Annotated in this window: 10 protein-coding genes, 1 tRNA gene and 1 pseudogene; all 12 read right to left on the bottom strand. The window is 62.6% G+C overall.

Annotation, left to right across the window (positions count from 1 at the left end; translation table 11 throughout):
- Positions 1-107 precede the first annotated feature (107 nt).
- Positions 108-566: a copper chaperone PCu(A)C gene (locus AC07T0_RS09075; protein WP_495000846.1), complete on the bottom strand. Its 459-nt coding sequence runs from the start codon at positions 564-566 to the stop codon at positions 108-110.
- A 29-nt stretch (positions 567-595) separates the two neighbouring features.
- A complete protein-coding gene (locus AC07T0_RS09080) occupies positions 596-1,201 on the bottom strand; it encodes an SCO family protein (RefSeq protein WP_495000847.1) in 606 nt (201 codons plus the stop codon).
- A gap of 128 nt (positions 1,202-1,329) precedes the next feature.
- Positions 1,330-1,740 (bottom strand): DUF2946 domain-containing protein, encoded by a 411-nt coding sequence (locus AC07T0_RS09085; RefSeq protein WP_495000848.1) that lies wholly within the window; start codon positions 1,738-1,740, stop codon positions 1,330-1,332.
- A 152-nt stretch (positions 1,741-1,892) separates the two neighbouring features.
- The gene (locus AC07T0_RS09090; RefSeq protein WP_495001023.1) at positions 1,893-2,402 is read right to left on the bottom strand and encodes a cupin domain-containing protein; all 510 of its coding nucleotides are present in this window, start codon (positions 2,400-2,402) and stop codon (positions 1,893-1,895) included.
- An 81-nt stretch (positions 2,403-2,483) separates the two neighbouring features.
- Positions 2,484-2,579 (bottom strand) — tRNA-Sec (locus AC07T0_RS09095).
- Positions 2,580-2,712: 133 nt separating this feature from the next.
- Complete coding sequence (gene selB, locus AC07T0_RS09100; protein WP_495000849.1) at positions 2,713-4,629, bottom strand: selenocysteine-specific translation elongation factor; 1,917 nt, start codon at positions 4,627-4,629, stop codon at positions 2,713-2,715.
- A gap of 89 nt (positions 4,630-4,718) precedes the next feature.
- Positions 4,719-6,134: pseudogene (gene selA, locus AC07T0_RS09105) on the bottom strand (L-seryl-tRNA(Sec) selenium transferase); the annotation flags it as partial.
- Positions 6,135-6,326: 192 nt separating this feature from the next.
- Positions 6,327-7,250 carry a formate dehydrogenase accessory protein FdhE gene (gene fdhE, locus AC07T0_RS09110; protein ID WP_495000850.1) on the bottom strand — a complete coding sequence of 308 codons (924 nt, stop codon included), beginning with the start codon at positions 7,248-7,250 and terminating at the stop codon, positions 6,327-6,329.
- Positions 7,251-7,254: 4 nt separating this feature from the next.
- The gene (locus AC07T0_RS09115) at positions 7,255-7,908 is read right to left on the bottom strand and encodes a formate dehydrogenase subunit gamma (protein ID WP_495000851.1); all 654 of its coding nucleotides are present in this window, start codon (positions 7,906-7,908) and stop codon (positions 7,255-7,257) included.
- Positions 7,905-8,846: a formate dehydrogenase subunit beta gene (gene fdxH, locus AC07T0_RS09120; RefSeq protein WP_495000852.1), complete on the bottom strand. Its 942-nt coding sequence runs from the start codon at positions 8,844-8,846 to the stop codon at positions 7,905-7,907. The genes AC07T0_RS09115 and fdxH overlap by 4 nt, the downstream gene beginning before the upstream one ends.
- Positions 8,846-11,911, bottom strand: coding sequence for a formate dehydrogenase-N subunit alpha (gene fdnG / locus AC07T0_RS09125; RefSeq protein WP_495000853.1), 3,066 nt, complete (start codon positions 11,909-11,911; stop codon positions 8,846-8,848). The genes fdxH and fdnG overlap by 1 nt, the downstream gene beginning before the upstream one ends.
- A gap of 244 nt (positions 11,912-12,155) precedes the next feature.
- A complete protein-coding gene (locus tag AC07T0_RS09130; protein WP_495000854.1) occupies positions 12,156-12,905 on the bottom strand; it encodes a TetR/AcrR family transcriptional regulator in 750 nt (249 codons plus the stop codon).
- Positions 12,906-13,276 lie beyond the last annotated feature (371 nt).

A 13,276-nucleotide genomic window follows, 5' to 3' on the forward strand; every position in this document is an offset into this window, starting at 1 on the left:
TTGTGGGAGCCGGCTTGCCGGCGATTCGATCTGCCGGTCGACATCGCTGTCGCTTGAAAAACGCTATCGCCGGCAAGCCAGTTTCTACAGTTTTAAATCGCGTGGCTTCAGTGCATGTCGCCGTGATCGGCCATGCTGTTCAACGCCCGTGCATGGGCTTTGACCTCGATCGACTCCTTGATGCCCTTGGCGTTTTCCACCACCAGGGTCAGCGGCACTTCATCGCCCTCCTTTACCTGCCCCACCAAGTCGATCAGCATCACATGATAACCCTCGGGCTCGATGGCCACGGTCTTGCCCGCCGGCAATGGCACGAACGCCACCGGCTGCATGCTCATCACGTCGTTGTCCATCTTCGACTGGTGGATCTGCACGATCTTGGCCACCGGCGATTTCGCTTCCAGCAGCTTGGCTTCATCACTGGAGGTGATCCGCATAAAAGCCCCGGTCGACGGTTGGCCGGGCACGGTGGCGCGCACCCAGGCGTCGTCCACGCTGGTTTGGGCAAAGCTCGGGACACTCAGCAGCGCAAGCAGGGAAAACATCAGGACGTTCAAGGGTTTCATGGTCGCAACCTTATAAGCTCGAATATTCATCAGCAGACTTCCATCACCGTGAGCAGATCCTCGGCGCACTGTTTGGCCGACAGCGATGGCGACAGCCCCAGGCGCAGTACGCCCCGCGTGTCATAGACGAAACTGGTCGCCGAATGGGACAGTGTGTAGGTCGAGCCGCTGGGGATCTTTTCGTAGAACACCTTGAATTCCTTGGCGGTGGCGGCGGTTTCTTCCAGGCTGCCGTAAAGTGCGACAAAGCTCGGGTCGAAGGCCTTTACATAGGCATCGAGCACCTTGGGCGTATCGCGTTCCGGGTCCAGGGTGATGAAGATCACCTGCAATCGGTCACCGTCCACCCCCATCAGTTTCTTGGCCTGCACCGCCCTGGCCAACGCGGTCGGACAGACGGCCGGGCACTGGGTGAAGCCGAAAAATACCATTGGCATCATGCCGCGGTAACTGGACAGCGTTTTGACGTTGCCGGCAGTGTCCTTCAGTTTGAAGGTCCGTCCGAGGATCTCGTCGCTCAGGTCCTTGCCGTATTTGTACGACAGGCCGTTGGAGCTGTCGCAGCCGGTCAGCGCGCCGAGGCCGAGCAAGCCAAGGCCGGCAACCACCTGGCGGCGAGTCAGCAATTCATTCATGTTCTGTAGTCCTTCGTAGGGAGCGATGTCGCGGCCTTGTGCTGGCGGATAAATGCCCATTGACGCGCCTCAGCGGGCGTCAGGGCTTATCGGCGGCAGGCCGTCTCGACAATGATCGGTGCGGCGGATCAGGCGCTGGCCTGAGGCGGTGCGCGCGAGCGGGCCCCCGGAAAAACCGCGGCCGAGGCTTGCTCGGGGGTGAAGTGGTTGTGCGCAAAGCTGGTCGGGGACAGGGCCAGGCGAGGCGCCAGGGCATGGGAGTCGTTCAGGGCCGGGTGCTGGAACAGCAGCGAGCAATAACCGCATTTCTCCCAGAGCATCGTCCCGTGCTGATCCGCCGAGCCGGAATCCCGCGGCGCGGTCACGCTCAGGCCGGGCACCGCGCCGCAGATATCTTCGCTCGACGGACCGGCACCGGGGGCCAGGCTTAGTCCCTGTCCGATCAGCGGGCCGGCAAAGACCAGCAGCATGGCCAGCAGGCTGAGCCAGGCACCGGTGCGGCGGCGACCGGAGGGTCGAAGGGGCGGGATGGGTTTCATGGGCGCAGAATGTACCACCGTCACTGTGGCGGGTGGTGCGACAAAATGGCACATCGGCTGCCGCGCCAGAGTCCAGAGTCGCCCCGCGACCTTCCGGATTGAGCTGGCCGAAGCGGCTTGGCGGTCGCTGCAGATCTAACCGAATGTGGTGTTCATGGGTGTGCCAACGATTCAAACAACTGGGCATGTTCGGGAAAACGCGCGGCGAGCTCCTGTTGTCGACCCAGGGTCATGTCGGCAAAGTCGAAACCGGGGAATACGGCCTCGCTGATCAACCCGTAGGCCGTGGATCCCGGTAACAGCCGTGAGGCTTTCCAGACACCGCCAGGAACATGCAGTTGCAGGCATTGGCCGGCGCGGACGTCGTTGCCCATGATCACGGTTTGCAAAGTGCCATCCGGAAAAACGAGGCTGTACTCGATGGCATCGCCCAGATGGTAGTAGTGCAGGATATCGGCGCGATTCAGGTGAAAATGGCCGATGGGAGCGGTTTCGGTCAGCAGGTAATAGATGGAGGTCAGCAGGTAGCGCTCGCCGCCGGCGGTGGCGAGCATGGCTCGATCATCGGCCTGAAAGGTTCGCCGGTAGTAGCCGCCTTCCACATGAGGTTCCAGGTTCAAGGCGGCAACCAGTTGCTGTGCGTTGAGAGAGGGCCTGTCGATGGGCGAGTCCGTCCTGCTGGGGGTTGTCGGTAGAGTCGTCTACCCGGAGTATGACGCGGCTCGGACAACAAGTGAAAGAATTGGCGGAAGGCAGCCGGAGTCGAACCTGCCCGGGAACGGATGCCGTCCCCAACCGGGTTTGAAGCCCGGCCGCGCCACCGGGCGCGATTGCCTTCCATTGATCTTGCGACCATGAAATCTTTATGAAAACGCCGACCCCCTAATGTGGAGCTGGCTTGCCAGCGATGACGGTGGTGAATGTTACATCGCTATCGCTGGCAAGCCAGCTCCTACAGGGGGGGTGGTGTGCTCAGTTCCGCGGGTTCGCCAGCGCGCTATCGGCACGAATGAAGCGCAAGTTGCCAACACGCCGGGTCAGGCCGATACGATCGAAAAACTCCAATATCTGTATGCAGCGTTTACGCCCCAAGCCCAGCCGATCACGAAAGGCGATCACCTGTACCGTCGGATTATCCGCCGCCAATTGCACCAGCATAGCCGCCAATTGCCGGACTGCCGCTTCCGTGTAAAAACGGTCGTGCACCACTTGGTACACCTGCCCCAGCCTGGCCAGTTTGCGCAACAGCAAGCGTACGGCGTCTTCATCCTGCCCGGTCGACAACGCCAGGGCGCGTACCCACGGAGGATCGATTGCGCCCTGCTCCAGCAGCGGTTGAAGCTGTTGCCATAAACCCTCGTCGTCTTCGCTCAAACGTACCTGATGGTCAGGCAAATGCAGCCAGGGTCCGCTCGCGACAATCGTGGCGTTGTCGAGCAAGGCGTCCAGCAGGCTGATAAATACCGGCCGCTCCAGTGCCAAGGCGGCAAAGCGTCGCAAACGGTCACGGTCCGGCCCCAGTTGATCGGGCTCCAGGCTGTGAAAGCGCGCCAGTTGCGCGAGCAAGGCATCCTTCTGGGCTTGCCAACCGGCACTGCTGAACAGCCGCGAGCCTTGTCGCGTGGAGATCACACTGATATCGGCAGGCAGCTTCCAGTTGTCGCGCGGTCGATTGAACTGGCGCTCCAGCCGTTGTGGATCAAGACCGCCAGCGCTGCCGGCGAGCAATGTCGGCAACACCGCCTCCAGGCTCTGCGCCTGCGCCAAGGCCTGTAACTGCGCCAGGCGCTCGGAACTGCGCCGCTGGCGAGTCGGCGCAAAGGGATCCAGCACCCGACCGCCGCCGAGGGTTCGTTGTGCGCTTTGATCGCGCAGCACCAGACGATCGCCATGCACCGCCTGCAAGGGCGCCTGGGTCAACAATTGGGCAAAGGCCCGTCCTCCCGGCGCCAGTTGCGTGACATCGAGCAAGGCCACCCGCCCCGGCACATCCTGGGTGCCCAAATGAATATGGACCGGGCTGAAGTGTTCGAACCGGCGGGTTTCACTGGCGAGCAGTTGCAGCTCGATGTCCACTCGCTGGGTCGGCGCATGCAGCCACTCGGCCTGTAACCAGTGGCCGCGATGAATCTGCTCGAGCACCAGGCGCTCGGCACTCAGGTTCAGCGCTACCCGTTGCCCGGCAAAGGCCTCGCTCCCCGGCTGGTTCTGCGCGTGCAGGCCGCGAACCCGCACGGTTTTGCCGGCGGGGCCCAACGCCAGGACGTCGCCCGTACCGACATGACCGGACAAGGCCGTGCCCGTGACCACAATGCCACTGCCCGGCACATTGAAGGCCCGGTCGATCGCCAGGCGAAAGCCGCCTTCGTCACTACGCTGGCGAACTTCGCCTTGAGCCTGGAGCAAAGCCAGGCGCAGTGTTTCGATGCCTTCGCCGCTGACACTGGAAACCTCGACACGCGGCGCCTGCGCATAAGGCCCGGATGCCAACAACGCCTGAATCTCGGCGTGCACCTGAGCTCTGCGCGCCGGGTCCACCCGGTCGCATTTGCTGATGGCCACCAATGCCCGGGGTATACCCAGCAATTGGACGATCGCCAGGTGCTCGCGGGTCTGGGGCATCACTCCGTCATCGGCGGCCACCACCAACAGCACCAGGTCGATTCCCTGGGCACCGGCCAGCATGTTATGGATAAACCGCTCATGGCCGGGCACATCGATAAAGCCGGTAAGCGCGGCGCCGTGCTCCAGTGGCGCATAGAGGTAACCCAGGTCGATGGTGATACCGCGCTCACGCTCCTCCCGGCGCTTGTCGCCGGCCTGGCCGGTCAGCGCCTGGAGCAGGCTCGTCTTGCCATGGTCGATATGTCCCGCCGTGCCGACGATCACCCCGCCTGACTCCCCTGCGGCCCGCTCTCAGGAGTCCCCGCCCCGCTTTTCGTAGGAGCAAGCTTGCTCGCGATGAACGATGACGCGTTCTCAAGGCTCAACCCCGCAAGCTGCGCCACCCAGACCGCCTCATCATCCAGCTGACGCAGATCCAGCCACAAGGCGTCGTCATCGATACGCCCCAACACCGGAATCGGCAAGCCCCGCAACGCTGCCTCCAGCCCATGCAAACTGCGTCCGCGCAGGCGTTTCGAAGTATTGGCTCGCAGGCACAAGGCCGCGCTGGGCAGCCGCGCCACCGGTTGGCTGCCGCTGCCGATCATACCCAGCGCCGGCATCGCCGTGACGCTCCAGCCCTCCCCCAATACCCCGGCCAACAGCGGACGCAGACGTTCAGCCTGGGCAAGTATCTCGGCCTGGGGCCGGGTCAGCAGACGCAAACTGGGCAAGCGCTCAGCCAATCGATCCGGGTTACGGTACAACCCCAGCACCGCCTCCAGCGCGGCAAGGGTCAACTTGTCGACCCGCAGCGCCCGTTTCAGCGGATTCTTCTTGATCTTGGCGATCAGTTCCTTGCGCCCGACAATCAACCCGGCCTGGGGTCCGCCGAGCAACTTGTCGCCGCTGAAGGTGACAATATCGGCTCCGTCTTCCAGCGCCTGACGCACCGTGGGTTCGGCGGGCAGGCCCCAGCGAGTGAGGTCCAGCAGGCTGCCGCTGCCCAGGTCCTCGAGCAACGGCAAGCCATGCCGATGGGCAATCCGGGCCAACTCGGCGGTGGCTACCTGGGCGGTGAAACCCTGGATGTTGTAGTTGCTGGCGTGCACGCGCATCAACAGGCCACTGCGCGGACCGATGGCGGCTTCGTAGTCACGGGCATGGGTGCGATTGGTGGTGCCCACTTCATGCAGGCGGACACCGGCGCGGGCCATGATGTCGGGAATCCGAAAGGCCCCGCCGATCTCGATCAATTCGCCGCGGGAGATAATGCCTTCCTTGCGTTGCCCGAGGCTGTTGAGGGCCAGCAGCACGGCGGCGGCATTGTTGTTGACCACGGTGACGGCTTCGGCGCCGGTCAGTTCGCGAATCAGGCCCTCGATCAGGTCGTCACGGTCGCCGCGCTTGCCGCTGTGCAGGTCGAATTCGAGGTTGAGCGGGTAACGGGCGGCGATTTGCATGGCGTCTATGGCTTCTTCGGGTAGCAGCGCCCGGCCGAGGTTGGTGTGCAGCACCGTGCCGGTCAGGTTGAACAGCCGTTGCACACGGCTGCGGTGCTGGTTGAACAGGCGCTCGCCGGCCCTGCCCGCGAGGACTGGCAGGGTCAGTTCGGCGGCGCTGAGTTGGCCCGAACGGGCCGGTTCGCGTAGTTCATCGAGCAGATTCCGCAGGGCCGCCAGCAAGGCATCGCGACCGTAACGCTCGAACAGAGGCTGGCAGGCGGGGTCACGCAACAGGCTATCGATGGAAGGCAGGCGTGGCGGGACAGCGGCAAGGTTCGAGGACATCAGCGGTTTCCTGAAGGCGCGATGCGGAAACCTGAGTGTAGACGCCTATCTCTGACCTACGCCGCCGCCCTCTGTAGGAGCGAGCTTGCTCGCGATGGTAGCCCAGGCACCGCGGGGCATCAGGTTTCCCGTGTTATCGTTGACGTTCATCGCGAGCAAGCTCGCTCCTACAAGGGGAGAAATGATGACGGTTCAATCGCCGCCAGGTGCCAGCAACAGGTTCGGTGCCTGACGCAGGTAACCTTCCTGATCCAGGCGAATATCCAGCGCCAGGCTGGTGATATCAGCCGACAGCGCCTCGGCTTCGGCGTCCTCTTCCAAATACAGCAGCTTGAGATAGCTGTTGCAGCCAGGGCAGATTTCCGCCCGCAACGGCGCATGTCCAGCCGCATGGCCGTCATCTCCCAGGCTCAAGTATTTGAGCCCCTTGCTCTGTTCGCAATAGATGCATTTGACCCGCACCACATGCCATTCGCAGGCGCACAACGAACACACCAGGTAACGCAGGCCGTTGAACTTACCCCGGTGCCGGATCACCCCGGCCATCGCCGGCGAACCACAGGCCGGGCATTGGCTCAGGCTCTCGCAAGGCTTCAGCGCAAGGTTCGGCACGCTCAGTAACCAATGGCTCCAGGCCACCTGCAAGGCGGCGCCGAGAAACGGCACCAGTGCTGCAGGCAAACCGGCGTACTCGCCCCCGAGCAACGCCAGTGCCCAGACCTTGCGCTGTCCGGCTCGGCTGTCCTGCAAAGTGCTGATGGCCTGTCGCACAGCGGGCGTCGTGCTCGTGTAGCTCGCGAGCAAGGCGTCGAGCCAAGGCAGCCAAAGATCTTCGCGTACCAGGCTGTCGGCGGTCAGCGGTGGCAGGCCGTGTTCCAGGCACAGCCGCTGGCGCTCAAGGTCCGGAAGCGTGGCGGTCGGCGGCTGGTCCAGCAGTTGCTGCTGCACTCGGCAAAGCCCGGCCACCAAGCCGATGTACTCGGCCAACGGGTGCCCCACCGCCAACTGTTCCAGCCGGGCCGCGCGCAAGGCGAACAGCGTCGAGGGTGGCAGGTGCAGAAACGGTGGCGAACTGGCCGAAGCCTCGATCTGTCCAGGTTCCAATATCGTGTTCAAGCGTTTATCCCTTTTTCGGTGGCTCGGCGGTCGAGGCCTCGTTCCGGGTCACTTCGCGGTACCACAACGCATGGTGCTTGCGCGCCCAGGCGCGGCTGACCCAGCCATGCAGCATGGCCCCGAGCGAACCCTTGATCCAGATACCGGCATAAATATGCACGATGATGCTCAACACCAGCACAAACGCCGCCAGGGCATGGAGCAACACCGCCAGGCGAATGCTGCCGATGCCGAAGTACTGGCTGAAATACGCCCGCCAGATCACCACCCCGCTGAACAGCAAGACCAGCATGCACGCCAGCAGCGTCCAGAACAGCAGCTTCTGCCCGGGGTTGTACTTGCCGATCGGCGGAACGCCCTCCTCCTCGTTGCGCATCACCCGGTCCACCCGCTTGAGCCACAGGCGATCGTTGGCGATAAAGACGTTGGCCCGCCAGAAGTGGATCACCAGCCCGAGGAACAGCACGAACATCAGCAGGCCCATGAATGGATGCAGGATACGGGTCCAGGGACCGCCGCCGAACAGTTGGCTGAGCCAGAACAACGACGGGTGAAACAACGCCAGCCCCGACAGACCGGCCATAAAGAACAGGATCGCCACCAGCCAGTGGTTGCTGCGCTGGTTGGCGGTATAACGCAGGATCGGCTTGTCGCTCATGGCCGTGGCTCCTCACCGGTTTTCGGATCAAAGACATGCACACTGGGATCGACCTGGTGGACGCTGTTGTCCGGGGGCGCCGGATGCTCGTCCTCCTCCACCCGTTGCGGGCCGATGCGCACGTAGTGGAAGAAACCCGCCAGCACCGCCGCGCCCATCGCCAGCAGACCGAGGGGCTTGCTGATGCCTTTCCACAATTCGACAAAGGGACTGATGCTCGGCTGGTTCGGCAGACCGGCGTACAGCGATGGCTGGTCGGCGTGGTGCAGCACGTACATCACATGGGTACCGCCGACACCGGCCGGGTCGTACAAGCCGGCCTGGTCGAAGCCGCGGGACTTGAGATCGACGATGCGCTCGGCGGCGTGCTCCTTCATGTCTTCCTTGCTACCGAAGACAATCGCCCCGGTCGGGCAGGTTTTTACACAGGCCGGCTCCAGCCCCACCGCCACCCGGTCAGAACACAGCGTGCACTTGTAGGCCTTGTGGTCCTTCTGCGAGATCCGCGGTATGTCGAAGGGACAGCCGGTGATGCAGTAGCCGCAACCGATGCAATGGTCCTGGTCGAAATCGACGATGCCATTGGCGTGCTTGATGATCGCCCCCGGACTGGGGCAGGCCTTCAGGCAACCGGGATCGGCGCAGTGCATGCAGCCGTCCTTGCGGATCAGCCACTCCAGGTTGCCGGCGGCGGTTTCATGCTCGGTGAAGCGCATCAGGGTCCAGCTTTCGGCACTCAGGTCCTGGGGGTTGTCGTAGGTGCCGTGGTTATGGCCAACCTCGTCGCGCAGTTCGTTCCATTCCGAACAGGCTACCTGGCAGGCCTTGCAGCCGATGCACTTGGTGGTGTCGATCAGTTTGGCCACTTCTTCCTGCTGGCGTACCGAGGGCGGCAAGGTGGTAGTCGCCGAACGGGCAATGATGTCTTGGCTGGCCATCAGATTTTCTCCACGTTGACCAGGAACGACTTGGATTCCGGGGTCTGCGAATTACCGTCGCCGAGGAACGGCACCAGGGTGTTGGTCAGGTAGCCGTGCCGCGCCACCCCGGTGAATCCCCAATGCAGCGGGATGCCGATATGGTGCACGACCTGGTTGTTGACCTGCAGCGGCCGAATCCGCTTGGTCACCACCGCCACCGCCTCGATATGGCCGCGCTTGGAACTGACCCGCACCCGGTCGCCGGCAGCGATGCCTTTCTCCTTGGCCAGCACCTCGCCGATCTCGACGAACTGCTCGGGCTGGGCAATGGCATTGAGCTTGCAATGCTTGCTCCAGAAGTGGAAATGCTCGGTCAGCCGGTAAGTGGTGGCCGCATAGGGGAAGTCCTTCGCCACCCCCAGGGTGTCCCAGACCGAATCGAAGATCCGCGCCGCCGGACTGCTGGTGACCTTTTTGTTATCCGGGTGCAGCGGGTTGATGCCGATGGGGGTTTCGAACGGCTCGTAGTGTTCCGGGAACGGCCCTTCGGCCATCTTGTCGACGGCAAAGAACCGCGCCACGCCCTCGGGGTTCATGATGAACGGATTCATCCCGGCTTCCGGCGGTACATCGGGCTTGTAGTCAGGCACATCGGTGCCGCTCCAGACCTTGCCGTTCCACCACACCAGGCGTTTTTCCGGCGACCAGGGCTTGCCCTGGATGTCGGCGGACGCGCGGTTGTAGAGAATGCGCCGGTTCATCGGCCAGGCCCAGGCCCAACCCAGGTGCTGTTTCATTCCGTAGGGATCGCTGTTGTCGCGCCGGGCCATCTGGTTGCCCTGCTCGGTCCAGCTGCCGCAGAAGATCCAGCAGCCCGAAGCGGTGCTGCCATCGTCCTTGAGCTGGGCGAATCCGGCCAGTTGTTGGCCAGCCTTGATCGCGCTGCCGCCGGTGTCGGTGAAGTCCGCGCTGGCGTAGCCGTTGATTTCCCGGGCCAGTTCTTCCGGCGAGGGTTCAGCGGCGATCTTGTAGGGCCAGCTCAGCTTGAGGATCGGCTCGGCGAAAGCGCCGCCATCGGCCTGATAACGTTTGCGAAGACGCAGGAACAATTCGCTCATGATCTTCACATCGGTGCGGGCTTCTCCAGGCCCCTCGGCGCCTTTCCAGTGCCATTGCAGCCAGCGACTGCTGTTGGTCAACGAGCCGTCTTCCTCGGCGAAGCAAGTGGTGGGAAAACGAATGACCTCGGTCTGGATACTGCCGGTGTCGACATCGTTGTAAGGCCCGGCATTGCGCCAGAACTCCGAGGTTTCGGTGGCCAGCGGGTCCATCACCACCAACCACTTGAGCTTGCCCAGCGCCGCGGTCACCCGGTTCTTGTCGGGCAACGCGGCAATCGGGTTGAAGCCCTGGCAGATATAGCCATTGACCAGTCCGTGCCCCATCCGGTCGAACATGCGCAGGATGTCGTAGCCGGGGTTGTCGAGCTTGGGCAGCCAGTCGTAGCCCCAGTGGTTTTCGGCGGTGGCATTGGCGCCGTACCAGGCCTTCATCAGGCTGACATGGAACTTGCCGTAGTTCTGCCAGTAGGACAACTGGCCGGGACGCAAGGGTTTGAGGGCGCGCTTGGCGATGTAGGTGTCGTAGTCCTGTTCGGCATCGGAGGCCAGGGTCAGGTAGCCGGGCAGCGAGTTGGACAACAGCCCGAGATCGGTCAGTCCCTGGATATTCGAGTGGCCGCGCAAGGCATTGACCCCGCCGCCGGGCATGCCGACGTTGCCCAGCAACAGCTGGACCATGGCGGCGCTGCGAATGATCTGCGAGCCGATGGAGTGCTGGGTCCAGCCCAGGGCATAGAGAATCGTCATGGTCTTGCCCGGTTGCGAGCAGGTGGCGATCTCGTCCCAGATCTTGCGCATGGCGTCCTGGGGCATGCCGCAGGTCTGGCTCGACAGTTCCAGGGTGTAGCGGCTGTAATGCCGTTTCATCAACTGGTAGACGCAGCGCTCGTGTTGCAGGCTCGGGTCGACCTTGGCGAAGCCATCCTCGCCCAGTTCGTAACCCCAGGAGGACTTGTCGGTATAGGTGCGGCTGGCCGCATCGTAGCCGCTGAACAGCCCGTCCTCGAAGCCGAAGCCGGCTTTGACGATAAACGATACATCGGTGTAGTTGCGCACGTATTCGTGCTGGATCTTGTCCTCGCTCAGGAGGAAGTTGATCAGCCCGCCCATGAAGGCGATATCGCTGCCGGTGCGGATCGGCGCGTAGTAGTCGGCCACCGAGGCGGTCCGGGTAAAACGCGGATCGACCACGATCAGCCGAGCCTGGTTGTGGGCCTTGGCTTCGGTCACCCATTTGAAGCCGCACGGATGCGCTTCAGCGGCATTGCCACCCATCACCAGGATCAGATTCGCGTTGGCGATATCGGTCCAGGTGTTGGTCATGGCTCCACGGCCGTACGTCGGGGCAAGACTTGCCACCGTCGGGCCGTGTCAGACACGCGCCTGGTTGTCGAACCCCAGCATGCCCAGACTGCGAATGACCTTGTGGGTCAGGTAACCGGCTTCATTGGACGCCGCCGAGGCGGCGAGAAAGCCGGTGCTCAGCCAGCGGTTGACCGTCTGCCCCTGGGCGTTTTTCTCGATGAAGTTGGCATCACGGTCGGCCTTGAGCAGGTCGCTGACGCGGTCCAGGGCTTCATCCCAGGAAATCCGGGTCCATTCCTGGCTGCCCGGCTTGCGCACCTGCGGATACTTGAGGCGGTCGGGACTGTGGATGAAGTCCAGCAGGCCGGCCCCTTTGGGGCACAGCGTGCCGCGATTGACCGGATGGTCGGCATCACCCTCGATATGGATGATGTTCTGGGCCACGTTCTTGGCGGTATCACCCTGGCTGTACATGATCAGCCCGCAACCGACCGAGCAATACGGGCAGGTGTTGCGGGTTTCATGGGTATGGGCGAGTTTGAAGTGGCGCACTTGCTCGGCGAAGGCCGGCGCCGGGGCCATGCCCAGCGCGGCCAGGCTCGAGCCTCCAAGGCCGATGGCGGCGACCTTGAAGAACTGACGACGGTTGAGATCCATCGTGTACTCCCGATCAGGTGAAGGTCCCGGTCAGGTGCCGGGACTTTGGAACAAAAAGCTGAAGCGATCACGCTGGCGGCATGATTGCCGTCAGTTTCACTCTAGCCAAGATTGGCGATTGTGCGTTGTGACCTGATCATCGGCGGCCTTGTGAGGCCCACAGGACCTGGAGCCTGGCTTGCCAGCGATGGGGCCGGTATGCCTTGTGTTGAATAGCCAGCCGCCATCGCCGGCAAGTCGGCTCCTAGACGGAACGCTTGGCCGTCACCGGTACGGCATGTTGGCGAATCGAGCGCTGGGTCTGCAGCACGCGCTCCAGCGCCTGCTCGGCCTCGCGGTCCTGCATCGGGGCGTGGATGGCCGCCGAGACCAGGCTGATCAGCTTGGCCATGACTTCGGCATCCGTGGCCGGGCGCCCCAGGCTCATGGCCTGCATCAGGAAACGCAGTTCGGTACCGGCAATCACTCCGGAAATGGCCTTGAGGGCGAATTGCAGGCGCACCCCGACTTCATTGCGCGGCATATCCGGCAGCGCCAGGGCGAAGGCGTTGAAGAAACGCTCGAAAACCGGCTGGTAATGTTCCTTGAGGTATTCCTGGATAAAGGGCGAGGTGTCGCTGTAGACCCGTCCCAGGAAGCGGATGAAGGACCGGCTTTCATCGCCGTCGCCGCTGCGCTCCAGGCCCATGGCCGGGGCGAACAGGACCCCCAGCAGGGTCTCGCAGTCCAGCGGGCCGTCCGCTTGCTCTTCGCATTTGGCCAGCAACTCCAGGCGCTGTTCGTTGAGCGGCCCCAGGCGCTGCATAAGCAAGGCGGTCATCAGGGAATCCTTGTCCCCGAAGTGGTAGTTCACCGCGGCCAGGTTGACCTGGGCGCGTTCGGTGATCTGGCGCAATAACACGGCGTCGTAGCCGTATTTGATAAACAGTGCCTCCGTGGCATCCAGCAGTCGGGTCTTGGTGACATTGGGGGCACTGAGTTTTTTTGCGACCATATGTGAGGAGCCTTTGCAGGATGAAAATTTGACCGAATGAACAGCGTTTTAAAAATAAATTTGATTTTTTATACCTGTGAAAGCCTTTGAAAGCAAGCCTCTACGCCGGGTAGCCTCGGTTATCGGGTGTTTGAAAACCATTCTGTTTGCTCTTAAAAATGTATCCAGTTGTCACAAAGCCCATCTTGAAAGGCCTTGGTTTTCCTTGAAGTAGACAGCTAGCGCCGGCCCAAGATCGCGGCTACTATTCAAACAATTATTTAAAATAAGAAAATAAACCCTGTGCTCGCCCCTGCTCCGAGAACCGCCTGAGCGTTCCATAAAACGCCCGGGGCCGGTGGCTCCTGTCAGGTCGAGCCGGCCGGCGCGAT

Source organism: Pseudomonas sp. GW821-FHT04D07 (genome assembly GCF_059420225.1).

Coding starts and splice junctions, on each gene's coding strand:
- fdxH (WP_495000852.1), bottom strand. CDS start 8,846: ATGGCCAGCCAAGACATCATTGCCCGTTCGGCGACTACCACCTTGCCG.
- AC07T0_RS09080 (WP_495000847.1), bottom strand. CDS start 1,201: ATGAATGAATTGCTGACTCGCCGCCAGGTGGTTGCCGGCCTTGGCTTG.
- AC07T0_RS09115 (WP_495000851.1), bottom strand. CDS start 7,908: ATGAGCGACAAGCCGATCCTGCGTTATACCGCCAACCAGCGCAGCAAC.
- AC07T0_RS09075 (WP_495000846.1), bottom strand. CDS start 566: ATGAAACCCTTGAACGTCCTGATGTTTTCCCTGCTTGCGCTGCTGAGT.
- AC07T0_RS09130 (WP_495000854.1), bottom strand. CDS start 12,905: ATGGTCGCAAAAAAACTCAGTGCCCCCAATGTCACCAAGACCCGACTG.
- AC07T0_RS09085 (WP_495000848.1), bottom strand. CDS start 1,740: ATGAAACCCATCCCGCCCCTTCGACCCTCCGGTCGCCGCCGCACCGGT.